Annotated in this window: 19 protein-coding genes; 11 read left to right on the top strand and 8 right to left on the bottom strand. The window is 40.5% G+C overall.

Annotated features, from left to right (window positions below; genetic code table 11):
• Nucleotides 1-122 precede the first annotated feature (122 nt).
• A complete protein-coding gene (locus ACTJKG_RS12985; RefSeq protein WP_172333500.1) occupies nt 123-509 on the top strand; it encodes a hypothetical protein in 387 nt (128 codons plus the stop codon).
• Nucleotides 510-535: 26 nt separating this feature from the next.
• Here ACTJKG_RS12985 and ACTJKG_RS12980 read toward each other — a convergent pair whose 3' ends face one another.
• Entirely contained in the window at nt 536-1,009 is a 474-nt protein-coding gene (locus tag ACTJKG_RS12980) for a ferritin-like domain-containing protein (RefSeq protein WP_172333499.1), read from the bottom strand.
• Between the two features lie 277 nt (nt 1,010-1,286).
• Between ACTJKG_RS12980 and kaiC the strand changes: the two genes are divergently transcribed.
• The 5 genes from kaiC (at nt 1,287) to ACTJKG_RS12955 (ending at nt 6,212) form a co-directional block, all read left to right on the top strand.
• Nucleotides 1,287-3,026 (top strand): circadian clock protein KaiC, encoded by a 1,740-nt coding sequence (kaiC, locus tag ACTJKG_RS12975; RefSeq protein WP_172333498.1) that lies wholly within the window; start codon nt 1,287-1,289, stop codon nt 3,024-3,026.
• On the top strand, nt 3,026-3,319 hold the full coding sequence (locus ACTJKG_RS12970) for a circadian clock KaiB family protein (protein ID WP_172333497.1): 294 nt from the start codon (nt 3,026-3,028) through the stop codon (nt 3,317-3,319). Before kaiC ends, ACTJKG_RS12970 begins: the two co-directional genes overlap by 1 nt.
• Nucleotides 3,320-3,322: 3 nt before the next feature.
• Nucleotides 3,323-3,658 (top strand): circadian clock KaiB family protein, encoded by a 336-nt coding sequence (locus ACTJKG_RS12965; protein WP_172333496.1) that lies wholly within the window; start codon nt 3,323-3,325, stop codon nt 3,656-3,658.
• The gene (locus ACTJKG_RS12960; protein WP_172333495.1) at nt 3,658-5,322 is read left to right on the top strand and encodes a PAS domain-containing sensor histidine kinase; all 1,665 of its coding nucleotides are present in this window, start codon (nt 3,658-3,660) and stop codon (nt 5,320-5,322) included. The genes ACTJKG_RS12965 and ACTJKG_RS12960 overlap by 1 nt, the downstream gene beginning before the upstream one ends.
• Nucleotides 5,323-5,435: 113 nt before the next feature.
• Nucleotides 5,436-6,212 carry an enoyl-CoA hydratase/isomerase family protein gene (locus tag ACTJKG_RS12955; protein WP_440739453.1) on the top strand — a complete coding sequence of 259 codons (777 nt, stop codon included), beginning with the start codon at nt 5,436-5,438 and terminating at the stop codon, nt 6,210-6,212.
• A 51-nt stretch (nt 6,213-6,263) separates the two neighbouring features.
• Here ACTJKG_RS12955 and ACTJKG_RS12950 read toward each other — a convergent pair whose 3' ends face one another.
• On the bottom strand, nt 6,264-6,539 hold the full coding sequence (locus ACTJKG_RS12950) for a hypothetical protein (protein WP_172333493.1): 276 nt from the start codon (nt 6,537-6,539) through the stop codon (nt 6,264-6,266).
• Nucleotides 6,540-6,630: 91 nt separating this feature from the next.
• Here ACTJKG_RS12950 and ACTJKG_RS12945 point away from each other — a divergent pair, with 91 nt between their 5' ends.
• A complete protein-coding gene (locus ACTJKG_RS12945; RefSeq protein WP_440739452.1) occupies nt 6,631-8,313 on the top strand; it encodes a MutS-related protein in 1,683 nt (560 codons plus the stop codon).
• A gap of 8 nt (nt 8,314-8,321) precedes the next feature.
• Here ACTJKG_RS12945 and ACTJKG_RS12940 read toward each other — a convergent pair whose 3' ends face one another.
• Nucleotides 8,322-8,615: a chaperone modulator CbpM gene (locus ACTJKG_RS12940; RefSeq protein WP_172333491.1), complete on the bottom strand. Its 294-nt coding sequence runs from the start codon at nt 8,613-8,615 to the stop codon at nt 8,322-8,324.
• Between the two features lie 17 nt (nt 8,616-8,632).
• Entirely contained in the window at nt 8,633-9,526 is an 894-nt protein-coding gene (locus ACTJKG_RS12935; protein WP_172333812.1) for a DnaJ C-terminal domain-containing protein, read from the bottom strand.
• A gap of 169 nt (nt 9,527-9,695) precedes the next feature.
• Here ACTJKG_RS12935 and ACTJKG_RS12930 point away from each other — a divergent pair, with 169 nt between their 5' ends.
• From ACTJKG_RS12930 to ACTJKG_RS12920, 3 genes are all read left to right on the top strand, one after another.
• The gene (locus ACTJKG_RS12930; protein ID WP_440739451.1) at nt 9,696-10,028 is read left to right on the top strand and encodes a cupin domain-containing protein; all 333 of its coding nucleotides are present in this window, start codon (nt 9,696-9,698) and stop codon (nt 10,026-10,028) included.
• Between the two features lie 33 nt (nt 10,029-10,061).
• Nucleotides 10,062-10,715: a CPBP family intramembrane glutamic endopeptidase gene (locus tag ACTJKG_RS12925; protein ID WP_440739450.1), complete on the top strand. Its 654-nt coding sequence runs from the start codon at nt 10,062-10,064 to the stop codon at nt 10,713-10,715.
• Nucleotides 10,716-10,777: 62 nt separating this feature from the next.
• Nucleotides 10,778-11,290, top strand: coding sequence for a GNAT family N-acetyltransferase (locus ACTJKG_RS12920; RefSeq protein ID WP_440739449.1), 513 nt, complete (start codon nt 10,778-10,780; stop codon nt 11,288-11,290).
• Here ACTJKG_RS12920 and ACTJKG_RS12915 read toward each other — a convergent pair.
• Both ACTJKG_RS12915 and ACTJKG_RS12910 read right to left on the bottom strand, forming a co-directional pair.
• On the bottom strand, nt 11,287-11,916 hold the full coding sequence (locus tag ACTJKG_RS12915) for a chloramphenicol acetyltransferase (protein ID WP_172333487.1): 630 nt from the start codon (nt 11,914-11,916) through the stop codon (nt 11,287-11,289). The genes ACTJKG_RS12920 and ACTJKG_RS12915 overlap by 4 nt on opposite strands.
• Nucleotides 11,913-12,602, bottom strand: coding sequence for an HAD family hydrolase (locus ACTJKG_RS12910; protein ID WP_172333486.1), 690 nt, complete (start codon nt 12,600-12,602; stop codon nt 11,913-11,915). Before ACTJKG_RS12910 ends, ACTJKG_RS12915 begins: the two co-directional genes overlap by 4 nt.
• Before the next feature lie 156 nt (nt 12,603-12,758).
• On the opposite strand from ACTJKG_RS12910, the gene ACTJKG_RS12905 reads away from it, so the two are divergent.
• The gene (locus ACTJKG_RS12905) at nt 12,759-13,118 is read left to right on the top strand and encodes a DUF1493 family protein (protein WP_172333485.1); all 360 of its coding nucleotides are present in this window, start codon (nt 12,759-12,761) and stop codon (nt 13,116-13,118) included.
• 159 nt (nt 13,119-13,277) lie between these two features.
• On the opposite strand, the gene ACTJKG_RS12900 is transcribed toward ACTJKG_RS12905, so the two are convergent.
• Nucleotides 13,278-13,499 (bottom strand): PspC domain-containing protein, encoded by a 222-nt coding sequence (locus ACTJKG_RS12900; RefSeq protein WP_172333484.1) that lies wholly within the window; start codon nt 13,497-13,499, stop codon nt 13,278-13,280.
• 1 nt (nt 13,500) lies between these two features.
• Nucleotides 13,501-14,787: a DUF2851 family protein gene (locus tag ACTJKG_RS12895; protein ID WP_172333483.1), complete on the bottom strand. Its 1,287-nt coding sequence runs from the start codon at nt 14,785-14,787 to the stop codon at nt 13,501-13,503.
• Between the last annotated feature and the right edge of the window lie 130 nt (nt 14,788-14,917).

The following is a 14,917-nucleotide window of genomic DNA, read 5'->3' as shown; positions in this document are numbered from 1 at the left end:
GCTTTTCTTATTAAAATCCGGTCTAAGCTCAATCCAGTGTTATAGCTTTCTTGATTCTCGGTTCTTTATTCTCACCATTGATTATTAGTTTTATTTTGTAGTTTAGATAAAAATATATCTATATGAAAGGCCGTACCAAAGCAATTATTTTAATAGTGATATTAGTATTGATCGCCGGGTTTACTTACCAGCGCTATTTCTTTGTTTTTGGCGAAGGCGCAAAGGCAGGCACCATGAACTACTTTGTAAAAAAGGGGTACCTGTTTAAAACCTATGAGGGCCGACTGATACAAAGCGGCATAAAAACACCACAAAGTGGGGGCAATATCTCCTCAAACGAATTTATGTTTTCTGTTACCGACGAGAAAGTTGCGCAGAAGCTAAGCAGCAGCGCTGGTTCTTACCTCGAATTACATTACAAGGAATATTTGCACGCTTTGCCATGGCGCGGCGTAAGTGTATTTGTTGTGGATAGTATTATTTCAGAAAAACCAGTAGTTGGTCAATAAATAAACGGATCAGTCCCGTTTATTTATCAGGCATTCACCTCCGCGTCGCGTAATGCTTTGATGGTGTCATGGGCAACCCTTAAACTTTCCAGTTGCTTTTTAAGGATGAACACGACTTGTTGATCTTCCCATATCAGCTCTTTATCATCCAGTGCCGCCCGGTATGCTTTTTTGGCAATATCTTCGGTACGTTCACAATCACTTAATATACTACGCCTGTCTTTGCTTGAAAAAGCGGACTTAACATCTATCCAGGTATTATTTAGTTTCCCGGATAGGGTAGTACCATCGGTAGGGTCGCCTCCCAATACTTGGATATAATCTCGCAACTCGGAAACATTGCTTTTACTTTGATCCATGTATTCTTTAAAGAGCAAGTTTAATCCTGTTTCTTTAGTACTTTCATTAGCTTTTTCATAACCCGCGATGCGATCATTATTTATTTTAATCAGATCGTTAAGAGCCGATATCTGATGCTGTATATGTTGTAAAACCCCCATGATTATTATATTTATAACTAATAAACATGGCAAATGAATTAATGTTTTTTTAATTGAGGTAAATATACCTGTTTCAGTATCTGGTGGTATTCAAATTTAGAGTAAGGTTTTTTTGCTGGTAAAAACCAATAGTATCAAATTGCGTTAAAGAAGCTATCATAAATATAAGTGATTAAAACAATTTGAGCCCAATAAGCATTTATTAACCATTTGATATGAAAACGCGCGACAATTTTGGGCTTCAGTTGATCAACACTTGAAAAAACATTTGTTTAAGATGACTAAATCACATAAAAAACAGCAAACCATTTTTAAAACATTGCCCAAAACACCAACGGGCATTAACGGACTTGATGAAATAACAGACGGTGGTTTACCCGCTGGCCGGCCTACGCTTATTTGCGGAGAAGCCGGCTGCGGTAAAACATTGATGTCGCTTGAATTTATAGTTCGCGGGGTTACACTCTTTAATGAACCTGGGGTTTTTATGGCTTTCGAAGAAAAAACCGACGAATTAGCTATGAACGTAGCCTCCCTGGGTTTTGATCTGTACAAACTACAGGAAGAGAAAAAAGTAAAACTCGACCATGTACATATCGATCGCAGCGAGATAGAAGAAACCGGCGAATATGACCTGGAAGGTTTGTTCATCAGATTAGGACATGCCATTGACAGCATTGGCGCCAAAAGGGTAGTATTGGATACGCTGGAGAATCTTTTTTCGGGCCTCAACAACCAGACTATTCTGCGTGCCGAGTTGCGCAGGCTTTTTACTTTTCTTAAAAACAAAGGAGTTACCGCTATTATAACTGGCGAAAAAGGGGACGGAGGAGCCCTCACAAGACAGGGTCTGGAGGAGTACGTATCGGATTGCGTTATTCTGCTTGACCACCGGGTTATCAACCAGATTTCAACCCGCCGACTTCGTGTTGTAAAATACAGAGGCTCGCAACATGGAACCAACGAATACCCTTTTTTAATTGACGAAGATGGTATTTCTTTGCTGCCAGTGACTTCTTTAGGGCTCGAAAAAGCGGTCTCATCAAAAAGGGTGTCATCGGGTATTCCGGCACTGGATTATATGCTCGGAGGACAAGGCTTTTTTAGAGGAAGCAGCATCCTGGTTTCCGGAACTGCCGGAACCGGTAAAACCAGTATCGGCGCGTATTTTGCTGCCGAAACCTGTAAACAGAAAAAGAAATGCCTCTATTTTGCTTTTGAAGAATCGCCCAACCAGATCATCCGCAACATGCGGTCTATCAGCATCGATCTACAGCAATATGTTGATAACGGTTTGTTACGATTTCATGCGTCAAGACCAACCTTATATGGGTTGGAGATGCACCTGGTGGCCATTTATAAACTGATCAAGCAATTTCAACCGGCTACGGTAATATTAGATCCGATAACCAATCTGATCACCGTAGGATCTGTAAGTGAAGTAAAATCAATGCTTGTAAGGCTTATAGATTTTTTACAGAACGAACAAATCACGGTAATGTTCACAGCTTTATCGCTCAACACCATTGTAAATGAGCAAACCGACGAAGGCGTATCATCGTTAGTGGATACCTGGATGCTGGTACGGGATATTGAGCATAATGGCGAGCGTAATCGCGGTTTATACATCATGAAATCGCGCGGTATGAAACACTCCAATCAGGTACGCGAATTTATCATCACCGATAAGGGGCTTGATCTGGTTGATGTTTACCTGGGGCCCGATGGCGTATTAACAGGATCGGCAAGGGAAGCACAGCAACTAAAGGAAAAAACCGGTGTTGCGCTGCGTGATTTCGCCGTATCACGCAAAGACAAGGAAATTATACGCAAACGTAAAACGCTGGAAGCTAAAATATCCAGTTTACAAGCCGAGTTCGAATCGGTAGAAGAAGAGCTGAACAGGATATATTACGAAGACGAGTTAAAACAACAAATAATGAACAAAAATCGGGAAGAGATAACAAAAATGCGGAGGGGGATAAAAGAAGAAAGCCCGGTAAAGAAGAAAAAGTAATGGAAACTGAAGTAATAAATTATGAATTAAGGTTATATATTGCGGGCAAAACAGCAAAATCTGTTAGTGCTTTAGCTAATCTTAAAAAATACTGTGAAGAACATTTAAAAGGTCAGTATTCGATTGAAGTGATCGATCTTTTAGTAAAACCCCAATTGGCCGAGGGCGACCAGATTTTTGCCATACCAACATTGGTACGCAAAGTACCGGAGCCTATCCGCAAAATAATCGGGGATCTGTCAAACGAAGAAAAAGTATTGGTGGGTTTAGATATACGCCCCCGTAAACTATAAAAAATGACCGAAAAGGATCAATCATCTTTATCTGAGGATAATTATTTTAATGAGCAGAAACAAGAGGTTTATCATTTACGCTTGTTCGTAACGGGTGCATCGCCAAATTCAGCGCGAGCTATAACCAACCTCAAAGATATTTGCGAAACCCATTTAAAAGGCAATTACGACCTGGAGATAGTAGATGTTTATCAGCAACCTTTAACTGTGGAACACGAACAGATTATCGCTTTACCCATGCTCATTAAAAAGGCGCCGGGTATAGAGCGCCGTCTTATTGGTGATATGTCAAATACAGGTAAAGTATTAAAGGGTCTTGGTTTACAAACAGAAAATTAATGGAACTGGCTAAATACACATATGAAGAGTTGCTGCAGCAAAACGAGGAACTTCGGATACAGCTGGAGGAGGCCAATGATACCATTGACGCCATTCGCAACGGGCAGGTTGACGCGCTTATTGTAAAAGATGCCGATGGCCATCAGCTATACACCTTAAAAACAGCCGACCAAACCTATCGTGTTTTTATTGAAAAGATGAATGAAGGCGCTGTTACGCTGAACAAGGATAATACCATTTTGTATAGCAACTCGCGGTTTGCCGCCATGATGGGTCTGCCGCTGGAAAAAGTGATCGGACTGAATTTTGCGGTTTTTATTCCGGAAATATCTGTTGATAAGTTTAACGATCTGATGGACAAAGGCTGGGAAGAAGATTGTAAAGGCGAGATATTATTGGCCAATAAGCTGGGAAAACTAACCCCGTGCCAGCTTTCCTGCACTACGCTTGATTTGGACGAAGGTACAGCCCTAAGCTTGATCTTAACAGACCTTACCAGTCAGAAAGAAATAGAATGGGAATTAAAAATAAAAAACGAACAATTGCTGGCCGCCCAAAATGCTGCTGTAAAGCTTAACAATGAGCTGGAGGATACGGTTAGGGCCCGTACAAATGATCTGCTAATAAGCAGAGAGCATTTTAAATTACTTGCCAACAATATCCCTCAAATGACCTGGACAAACCTGCCAGGTGGTGAGGTTGATTTTTACAACCAACAATGGTATAATTATACAGGCAGCCGCTATGCCGAAAGCGTAGGATGGGGGTGGCAGCATATGATACATCCTGATGATTTGCCCAATACCTTAGATAAATATATTGAGGCTTTAAAAACCGGTAACACATTTGAGGTTGAAAATCGGTATAAACGCTGGGATAACACTTACCGCTGGCACCTGAACCGGGCCGTACCTTTAAGAGACGACAGCGGCGCGATTATTTTTTGGGTGGGTACAGCTACCGACATCGAAGATCAGAAGCGGGAAATGGATCGTAAGGACGAATTTATTGGCGTAGCCAGTCATGAGCTCAAAACACCCTTAACCAGTCTAAAGGGCTATCTGCAGCTGATAAGCTCTTATAAGAAAGAGGAGCTGCCGCCTGTAGTAAAACAATATATAGGTAAAGCAAGTGTGGCTGTAAATAAATTGCAGCACCTAATCAATGATTTGCTTGATGTAAGTAAGATACAGGCTGGCCGCTTGGAATATGCTATGGGTGAAGTAAATTTATCTGAGCTGATGATGCAGGTGGTTGAAAATTCAAAGCATATCTACCCATCACATGAATTAGAAGTTCAGCTGCAGCCCAACATCTTCATCACGGGCAATGCCGAACGCCTGGAGCAGGTTTTAATGAATTTTATCAATAACGCTGTAAAATACTCCCTGGCCGATAAAAGGATCATCCTGAAAACCATTGTAAAAAATAATTTGGTACGCGTGTCTGTAACTGATTTTGGTATAGGCTTATCGGCAGAGCAGATAGATCGCATATTTGAACGCTTTTACCGGGTTGAAGACAAACGTCACATCACCAGCGGTCTGGGTATGGGGCTTTATATCAGCGACGAGATTATTAGTAATCATCTGGGTAAAATTGGGGTCGACAGCGAATTAGGTAATGGGGCCACTTTTTATTTTGAATTACCTGTGATTGCTTGACAGATCATTCTTAAATTATTTTGAACGAAAATTGCAGGTAAGCCAAATACTTCTGATATTGGGCAAACGGGCTCTGTCAGATAGTCCATCTTTATACAATAAACCTCAAAATTATGCCTGATACAGATAATGGCCATGTATCTTTTAATAAAAGTGCAAATGGTATAGCTACTATTAGCTTTTATCACCCTGCCCAAAATTCGCTCCCCGCAAATCTTTTAAATGATCTTGCCGAATGCATTAATCAGGCAGGTAACGATCCCGAGGTACGGGTTATTATCTTAAAAAGTGGCGGCGATCGTACTTTCTGTGCCGGTGCCAGTTTTGATGAGTTACTGCAAATAAAAGATAAAGAAGCAGGCGCATTGTTTTTTTCTGGTTTTGCCAAAGTGATCAATGCTTGTCGTAAATCATCTAAAATAATTGTTGCCCGGGTTCAGGGAAAAGCGGTTGGCGGGGGGGTGGGCCTTGCTGCTGCTGCCGATTATAGCCTGGCATCCGGCTTTGCTTCCATCAAATTAAGCGAGTTGGCCATAGGTATCGGGCCGTTTGTAATATCGCCTGCGGTAACCCGTAAAGTTGGCTTGTCTGGGTTTTCGCAATTAACCATAAGGGCATCTGATTTTCAATCGGCTCAATGGGCCCGCGATCACGGGCTATATCATGAAGTGTATGAAGATATCCCCTCGCTTGACTCAGCCGTAGACGAACTTACTAAAAAACTGGCCTCCTATAACCCGGATGCTCTCGCGGAACTTAAAAAGATACTATGGGAAGGCACAGAAAATTGGGACGAATTATTAACCCAGCGTGCCGCTATTAGTGGCGAACTGGTACTTTCAGACTTTACTCAACAAGCCCTGCAACGCTTTTTGAGTGGCAATAGATAACTAACATGCACACCAAAAAAAGAGCCTGAATTATATCGGGCTCTTTTTTTATTACCAGCATCTGTAATGGCGATGTACACGGTAGTAAACCGGGCGGGCATAATAACGGCCTGGATAATAATATGGACGACCATAGTAAACCCTGCGCGCATAACCATAATATACCGGGCGATCATAATAACCATATGCCGGATAATTAGCGGCAACTACCACCCTTGAACGTGGATAATGGCCAAATGAAGCACCTATAGATATACTTTGAGCTTTTACAAACTGAACTGAAAACAGCAATGCAAAAACTACGACCGAAAATTTGATGGCTTTCATAAATCAAAAATTAAGTTAACATGGTAGTTATTTATGTTTATAGACTATAAATATCACTTGAGGTTTAGTATATTTTTTTTATTTTTAAGGCATGTATTACTTTTTATTTGCACTGCTGTTTTTGGTCATTGTTTTGGGTTTTTCATTGATCAGCTCTTACTATGGCAGATTACGTGCCGATGAAAAGAAACTTGATAAAATAAAAAGCAAATGGGGTAAGCCTATAAATACCAGGCGCAACTTTGATTTGATTAAAACCTACCTAAATGCCGATAAAAGCTGGGACAGATTACCCGATGTTACCGCCGAAGACATCGATCTGAAAAGTATTTTTAACTATATCGACAGAACAAGCTCCAAGCCAGGTAAGCAATATTTATATAAAAAACTGCATTTTCCCGAAACAAACCTTGAAAAATTATTAGCACTTGACGCTAAGGTTGAGTCCATTAATAAAGATAAACCCAACCGGGAGCTGATTGAACTACAATTATCAAAACTCAACAATACCTACGCGTATTATATTGCCGATCTGTTTTTAAGAACCCATGAATCGATCTTTGTACCGATCATGAATTTTTATATCAGGTTTGTGCCGCTGGTGATCATCGCGCTTATCGTATCGCTGATTGTTTATCCTAATCCCATTAGCATTTTGTTGTTATTGTTTTTTGTAGGTTATAATGTGGTTTTGCATTATGCCAATAAGAAAAAAATAAGTTCCTATACCAATTCATTGCCCCAGTTGCTTATTATGCACAATGTAGCGGTATGGCTGGTAAAACATGCCGGTCTGGAGGATAATGAAGTCGTGAAAACCAGTTTGAAAAATCTGTTAGGGTTAAAACGTTCCTTAAGCATCATCAATCTGGAAAGTAAATTGATAAATGGAGGCGGAGACTTGAGCTATGCTGTTTTTCAACTCATTAAAACCTTGTTTTTGTTAGAACCCCGCATTTATGCCAGCTCTATAAAACATATTGAAAGATACCGGGAGGATATTGAACTGGTTTATCAATACGTAGCCGAAATTGATATGCTGGTAGCTATCCAATCGGTAAGGGATGGTTTACCTTATTACAATAAGCCCCAATTTATTGATACCGATGCGCAAATGAATATTACCGATCTGTATCATCCGCTGATTGATAAATGCGTTACCAATTCATTATATACACGTGCCGATAAGGGGGCATTGATAACAGGCTCAAACATGTCGGGCAAAACAACTTTTATTAAGGCGATTGCCGTTAACACCTTATTGGCCCAAACCCTGTTCACCAGCTGTACCAAAGAGTATAAAGCTCCCTTTTTAAAAATACAGACCAGCATTAAAACTACGGATAGCATAGAGGAGCAAAAGAGCTATTTCCAGGCACAGGCACAATCGATATTAACTATCATGAGCCGCAGCAACGAAATTGAACAGGTAAAAAGCCTGGTTATTATTGATGAGATATTCAGAGGTACTAATACCATTGAACGTATAGCTGCCGCTAAATCGGTATTGTCCTATATCACAGCCAATCAGAATTTTGTTTTCGTATCAACACATGATCTTGAGCTGGCCGAGTTGCTTGATGAGGATTTTGCTATTTATTCGTTTGAGGATTCCAAATCAGGCGCCGTTCTGGTGTTTGACTATAAGCTTAAAGAAGGCCTACTCAAAAGCCGCAACGGTATAGCCATATTGGAATCCATGGGCTATCCGGATTCTGTAATCGAAGACGCTAATATTGTGAGTGAGCGTATGATGCTAAAATATATGGAGTAAGCTACACGCTATTCACCTTCATATAACCGCAGTTTATTTTTCAGACTTTGCAAATCATCCTGCATTTTTTCCATCCGGTGCAATAAATAGCTGATGGCTTCTATACCCTCTACATTGATATCCAACTGATATAGATTGATCAGCTTTTCGAGTTTTCTCAATTCCGCTCCGGGTATATGAATAGTTTCATCAATTACAGTAACCTTAACTAAATCAGCCTTATATAAGGATTCTATAAAGGCATACTCTATGTTATGGTATAAACAAAAATCATTTATTGATATTAAATCCGCTGTTTTCATCTTCTTTAAATTTTATATCATGATTTGGAGAGCTCCTCAAACAATTGTTTTTGCCGCTCGGTGAGGTTTACCGGTATCTGGATATCATAGGTAAGGTACAGATCGCCAAACTCATTCTCTTTCTTGTAAACAGGCATACCTTTACCTTTTAGTTTTACCTTGGTGCCGTTTTGGGTTTCGGGCTTTACTTTTACTTTAACCTTCCCGGTTAAGGTTTCCGCTGTAATTTCTCCGCCAAGTACAGCAGTATAAAGATCCAATTTAACTGTGGCGTATAAATTGCGTCCATCACGCTTAAAGCGGACATCATCTGGTATCGAAAATTTGATATAGAGATCTCCTGCAGGGCCATTATTTACACCTGCGCCCCCATGGCCTGTTATTTTAATGGTTTGTCCGTTCTCGATACCGGCAGGTATATTAATGCGTATGCTTTTGCCGTTAACGGTTAAGGTTCTTTTATGAGTTTCCGCAATATCCTGAAGAGTTAGTTGCAGTTCGGCATTCAAATCTTTTCCACGATATTTTGTTTGCCTGCTGCCGCCACCGCCAAACATCGACTTGAAAAAATCAGAAAAATCGCCACCGCCGAAACTTTCATCATCAGTAAAACCGCCGAAAGCACTGCCGCCATAGCTACCGCGCCCGCTTTGTTGTTGTCGGGCTTGTTGTTCATAAGCTTCGCCATGCTGCCAATTTTCGCCGTATTTATCATACTTTTTACGTTTTTCCAGATCGCTCAATACTTCGTTCGCCTCATTAAGCTCCTGGAATTTTTTGTGCGCCTCGGCATCATTCGGGTTAAGATCAGGGTGATACTTACGGGCAAGTTTGCGATAAGCATTTTTGATATCCTTATCGGTAGCGGTTTTGGTCAAACCCAGTGTTTTATAGTAATCAATAAAAGCCATATCAAGCGTAGAATGTAGTATGTATAATAAACCCTTAAATATACGGCTTAGTTTTAGACAGTGCATTTTTCATGCTGTATTCTGACGATAGCCTGATTTTACAACTACCGCGTTAAGCACAATTTTTATACTTTTACGCCTACGCCTCCATCAGGCAACAAACATCATTATGGAAAACAAAGTATTTAATCAGTTTGCAGATATCGAAACCAGGGAAATGACTCCGGGCTATTTCTCAAAGATCATTCATACCCCGGGAAATACTATCAATTTTTTGGAGGTTAAGGCAGGCGCGGTATCGCCAATGCACCAGCATATCAATCATCAGTGTGCTTTTGTGATTGAAGGGCAGTTTGAATTAACCGTTGATGGTGTATCTCAAATACTGGATACTGGCACCTATGCCATTATCCCTCCAAATGTGATTCATGGCGGCAGGGCTATTACCGATTGCAAGCTGATCGATATATTCGACCCGGTTCGTGAAGATTTTAAATATTAGTAACTTTTATTAATCGGCATAGTCAAAAAGACAATGACGGCTAATAAAAGTAAAAGATTCTTGTTTGATGTACTGATGATCATCGTATTGGTCATCTTTCCACATCTGGGCTTGATGCCTATGTATGCTTTTGCTATTCTGTTATTGCTATTGATAGGCGGTTATTTAAGGTTATATAAAGAGGGATTTAGCGATATTGGTTTCAGATTCAGAGATATCAGTTTCCGATCTTTTTGGCTCGGTGGATCAATAGGTTTAGGGTTTGCCATGCTTATGTATTGGCTGTTAGGCCCCCTGTTAACCTGGCTGGGATTTGCGCCGGCAAACGTTTCTGATTTTTATTACATCAGGCATAATGCTATCCAGTTATTCGTACTACTTGCGATAGCCAGCTTCCTGGTGATCCCATTTGAAGAGATCGTTTATCGAGGCTTTATTTTTACCCGCATAAGAGCGATGACGGATGATAGTAAATATAGTTTTGCAATCAGCGGTTTAATTACCAGTATCATATTTACCCTTTACCATTACCAGGAGGGAGCGGGTGCTATGATCAGCATATTTATAGGGGCTAATTTTGTTATCTGGCTTTATAAAATAGTTAAAGGCAATCTTTGGTACCTGATATTCTTTCACATTGTATACGATATCTTTATGCTAACCGCCATTTATTTAGGATACATTTAGCCATATTTCCTTTTTACTGCGCTAAATATTAAGTTTGCCCTCCCAATAAATAAAAAGTAGATATGTCCATCACTAAGGCCACACTTGCCGACGTTCCCGAATTAAATGTATTAGTAAACAGAGCCTATCGCGGTGAAGAGTCAAAAAAGGGCTGGACCTCGGAGGCCGATATGCTCGATGGTATACGGATAGATGAAACCATGCTGAAAGAATATTTCAGTAATGAGGCTATCACCATACTAAAATACACGGATGATAACGGTGTGATCACTGGCTGCGTTTACCTGGAAGTGAAAGGGCCAAAACTATACCTGGGCATGTTTAGCGTATCGCCAGTATTGCAGGGTAAAGGAGTAGGGCGTGCCTTACTGCAAGAAGCCGAGATATTAGCCAAACAATTCAATTGCCGTACCATCACCATGACGGTGATCAGCACCCGCGCAGAGCTTATTAGCTGGTATGACCGCAGAGGTTATGTCTTTACCGGCGAGATACAACCCTTTCATGACCATGGTCGCTTTGGCAGCCCTAAACAGCACATAGAACTCATCGTAATGGAAAAAGCAATAGTTTAATTGCTACTGCTCATCAGTTCCTGGAAAAGATCATAATATTGGCCAACATGCAATCCATCAACCAGGGCATGATGTACGTGCAACGATACCGGCATGCTTTTTTTGCCATTCTCCTCGGTCATTTTTCCGAATGATATTTTAGGGCAACTATCCGGGAACGAAAAACTGCGGGCATGTGATAAACTGGTAAAATTTATCCAGGGCATGGCCGAATAGTGTACAATATCATCATCGAGCTTTGGGGCGAAAAGGGTAGTGGTAGTTTGCACCCGTTCAATCTCTTTTTTTGCGCCTGTTATAAATGCATCAAGGGCGGGATGAAAATCGATATATGCAAAACCAAAAGTACCATTGGACCTTCCAATAGTTGGCCCGGCATTTATGCGATCATAAATAAACACATCATCTCCATAAATACGGTATCTGAACGGGTCCAGTTCATTGATGGCTGTTAACGATTTATGCAGGTAATACAGAAAAAAGGATACACCATTATCTTTTGCATAGCCGTAAGCCTGTGTACAGTCGATATTGACTACGACGCCATAAAATGGCTCCTCAAAAGTTTTAAAAAAATTAAAATGTTCTTTGCGTGCCCAGGTATCAATATTTAATTTATGCTTCATGCCAATATATACGGCAGAATATCACGGAGTGTATCAGCCTGTTTAAAATTATCGTGGGTTAAATTGGTTTCTATATGCTCATGCGCCCAGGTGGTATGAAAGGGCACATGAATGGCATGACCGCCGATGTTGAGCACCGGCATCACATCTGATTTTAGGGAATTGCCCACCATCAAAAACTCTTGGGGCTTAATATCCAAATGTTTAATAAGCTTGATATAATCCTCATCCTGCTTATCAGACATAATCTCGATGTGGTGGAAATAGTGCGACAATCCCGACTTTTTGAGTTTCCGTTCCTGATCGAGCAGATCACCTTTGGTAGCCACTACCAGGCGGTAATGCTTTTTTAAGGTTGCCAGCACATCTTCTACACCATCCAATAGTTCAATAGGCTCATTAAGCATGCCTTTGCCATATTCCATAATCAGTTCAATGGCATCAAGACCTATTTTTTTGTCGGATATTTTTAGCGCGGCCTCAATCATGCTTAGGATATACCCTTTTATACCATAACCATAAAGCGCTAAATTGGCTATCTCGATCTTGAAAAGCTCGTTAGAAACTGTATGTTGCGGCAAAAAGTCCTCCAGCAGACTGCAGAACTTCTCTTCGGTTTTTAAGAAATAGGGCTCATTTACCCAAAGGGTATCATCGGCGTCAAAAGCTATAACCTTTAGTTTCATATGCTTTTATAAACAAGACTGCAATAATAATCATACGGCGTTTATTTCCTGCCGATTTGTGGTAACCTTTTTTTGAAAATAATGTCTCCATAGATGCAACCTAATTTTAAAAGCGACGTCCTATACAACACATGGTCAAAATTATATTCGATTAAAATGGAAGAAGTACTGCCACCCTTAAAAGAATTTATTGTTGATTACTGCAACCGCTATAAGCTGAATCATGTTGATCCGGGAAGCCTGAACCTGGATACCAGCCTTGATCTGGACCTGGATATTTTTGATATCGAGATAGATCTTTTCCTGGCCGATTTTGCCGATCAGTTTAAGGTTGACCAATCCAAATTTACCTGGTACAAATATGGCTATCCCAAAGGCTCAACCCGGGTACGTATGATCAAAATCGTGTTTGGCTACAGCAGCACCTGGGCCAAACAACTGGCGCTGTATTGTTATAAACCTAAGTTTAAGATCAGCAATTTACAAGATGCTGTAAAAACGGGAAGACTATTATAAGATTTGGGAATTCGGAATTTCGATTTTTCGTTATCGGTTCATTTTAAAGGTACTCAAGAAGGCTACGCCGTTTCGGATTTAAAAAGACACATCAACTCAGTTCCAAAATCCTGACAATCTTTTAATCCCATGAATCAAGGTTTAGAACAAACTTAAGACTTATCTATCGATAACTCCTGTATGACGGCGTTTTACAAAATTGCGGATATCAAGTACGATACCGGCAAAGAAATAAAATATCAGCGGGAAACCCACCGCTAAGAAAGAAGAGTAGATAAAAAACAAACGGATCTTTGAGATAGAAACGTTAAACTTTTCGCCAAGATAGGTGCATACACCAAAGGAGTACCGTTCAAAAAAAGTAAGGATTCTCTGTATCATGTCAGGCAAGTTTTAATATTTTGTTACCAACGCCACATTGCAGGCATTTCTTATAATTACAATAATTATTTTTCAACTCCAGCAGCGCCTGCGACTCAAAAGCATTGTTAATTTTCAGCCCTAAGTTAACAAAATCTTCGGTAATATTATTTTGTTCGGCCGGTAAATTTTCCAACAACTTTAAGCTTCTGCTAATATAGTACTGTTGCTGGTGCTGTTTCCCGTAACTAAACAAAAATAAAGCCAAAGTGTTTATTAATAATATGTCGATAGAGGCCGCACCCAGATTTTTAGCTATCGGTTTTGATTGTACATCAAACCGATAATGATCGTCCCAATAATCATTTACCTTAATATCGGTAAAAAGGGCACGTAAAGCACTGATATCTTTTATCTCCAGGATCTTGGAGAACAGGTGATTCGATTGCACAATCAGCGCAGCGAACTGGGCCAGCCTGATAGTAGGAAAATTTTGAGGCCGTAACCGCATAAACTTCCACAAATGGTTTTCAATAGGTTTTAGATTATACTTTTTCCGCAGAAAATCATATTCCTTTTTTAATTTCAAAGGATATTCATCCTGAAGCTCCGCTTCCAGAAAGCCGGCTTGCCCAAATATCAGGGCTTCTATTTGCATGGGGTTATTCTTATGCTTGGCCAGCGTAAGTTGCGGTAACGATTTGGCCAGTAACTCAAAGGGCAGGGCATTGGTTTTAAAGCCAAAGTTTGCCGCTAAAAACTGGTAAAAAGTCTCTTCCCAATCATTATGATTGAGATTGAGGGAATCTGTTACCGCAGTGGAGCGTTTCTCCAACCGCTCTACCAGCACCCGGGTAAGCCAGTTGTTCATAATGAGCCCATCAATACCGGCAATGCTTTTTTCGCAGGGGATGATACGCTGATCGCCAAAGATCATTTGGTGATAACGGTTGTACAACTCGTCGGGTATCCGATCTTTAAGTTGTAATGTAGGCACTTTGCGACCATTTGATAAGATAAGAGGCGCATCATCGCGGTAAACCACATGGAGTATCACATTATCATAAGCGCTATCAGTAGTGTGGCCGTGCTTTTGCCAATCAGACGAGGATAGATGCACCTCCACATTTCCGGCCCAAACCGTTTCGCCTATTTTTACACGGGCATTATGAAAATCGGGCCCCGAATCTGTATTGGCCATTCCGGCCGAAAGGATCTCCAGGTTTTCGCCATCTTCCGTTTTCAGATCAGTACGATCAAACAGCCTGAATTTCCATATATAGTGTAAAAAATCTTCGGTAAAAAGCATCAAACAAGATAGTTATTCTGACTGTTGGTTTGATGTGATTTTTTGAATTTTGTTACGAGATTAAAGGATTGTCATGATTTTGGATGAGATCAATCAATTTCTCTTACATTTATGATCAGATATACCGACC

It is taken from the genome of Mucilaginibacter sp. 22184 (assembly GCF_052045695.1).
Taxonomy (GTDB): domain Bacteria; phylum Bacteroidota; class Bacteroidia; order Sphingobacteriales; family Sphingobacteriaceae; genus Mucilaginibacter.
Note: the sequence above shows the minus strand (reverse complement) of the source record. Positions and strands in the feature narration are given on the sequence as shown.

Excerpts from the sequence above, each read along its gene's own strand:
- ACTJKG_RS12925 (WP_440739450.1), top strand. The coding sequence starts at position 10,062 with ATGACGGCTAATAAAAGTAAAAGATTCTTGTTTGATGTACTGATGATC.
- ACTJKG_RS12940 (WP_172333491.1), bottom strand. The coding sequence starts at position 8,615 with ATGAAAACAGCGGATTTAATATCAATAAATGATTTTTGTTTATACCAT.
- ACTJKG_RS12915 (WP_172333487.1), bottom strand. The coding sequence starts at position 11,916 with ATGAAGCATAAATTAAATATTGATACCTGGGCACGCAAAGAACATTTT.
- ACTJKG_RS12970 (WP_172333497.1), top strand. The coding sequence starts at position 3,026 with ATGGAAACTGAAGTAATAAATTATGAATTAAGGTTATATATTGCGGGC.
- ACTJKG_RS12965 (WP_172333496.1), top strand. The coding sequence starts at position 3,323 with ATGACCGAAAAGGATCAATCATCTTTATCTGAGGATAATTATTTTAAT.
- kaiC (WP_172333498.1), top strand. The coding sequence starts at position 1,287 with ATGACTAAATCACATAAAAAACAGCAAACCATTTTTAAAACATTGCCC.
- ACTJKG_RS12905 (WP_172333485.1), top strand. The coding sequence starts at position 12,759 with ATGGAAGAAGTACTGCCACCCTTAAAAGAATTTATTGTTGATTACTGC.
- ACTJKG_RS12930 (WP_440739451.1), top strand. The coding sequence starts at position 9,696 with ATGGAAAACAAAGTATTTAATCAGTTTGCAGATATCGAAACCAGGGAA.
- ACTJKG_RS12920 (WP_440739449.1), top strand. The coding sequence starts at position 10,778 with ATGTCCATCACTAAGGCCACACTTGCCGACGTTCCCGAATTAAATGTA.
- ACTJKG_RS12950 (WP_172333493.1), bottom strand. The coding sequence starts at position 6,539 with ATGAAAGCCATCAAATTTTCGGTCGTAGTTTTTGCATTGCTGTTTTCA.
- ACTJKG_RS12910 (WP_172333486.1), bottom strand. The coding sequence starts at position 12,602 with ATGAAACTAAAGGTTATAGCTTTTGACGCCGATGATACCCTTTGGGTA.
- ACTJKG_RS12935 (WP_172333812.1), bottom strand. The coding sequence starts at position 9,526 with ATGGCTTTTATTGATTACTATAAAACACTGGGTTTGACCAAAACCGCT.
- ACTJKG_RS12900 (WP_172333484.1), bottom strand. The coding sequence starts at position 13,499 with ATGATACAGAGAATCCTTACTTTTTTTGAACGGTACTCCTTTGGTGTA.
- ACTJKG_RS12945 (WP_440739452.1), top strand. The coding sequence starts at position 6,631 with ATGTATTACTTTTTATTTGCACTGCTGTTTTTGGTCATTGTTTTGGGT.
- ACTJKG_RS12980 (WP_172333499.1), bottom strand. The coding sequence starts at position 1,009 with ATGGGGGTTTTACAACATATACAGCATCAGATATCGGCTCTTAACGAT.
- ACTJKG_RS12955 (WP_440739453.1), top strand. The coding sequence starts at position 5,436 with ATGCCTGATACAGATAATGGCCATGTATCTTTTAATAAAAGTGCAAAT.
- ACTJKG_RS12960 (WP_172333495.1), top strand. The coding sequence starts at position 3,658 with ATGGAACTGGCTAAATACACATATGAAGAGTTGCTGCAGCAAAACGAG.
- ACTJKG_RS12985 (WP_172333500.1), top strand. The coding sequence starts at position 123 with ATGAAAGGCCGTACCAAAGCAATTATTTTAATAGTGATATTAGTATTG.
- ACTJKG_RS12895 (WP_172333483.1), bottom strand. The coding sequence starts at position 14,787 with ATGCTTTTTACCGAAGATTTTTTACACTATATATGGAAATTCAGGCTG.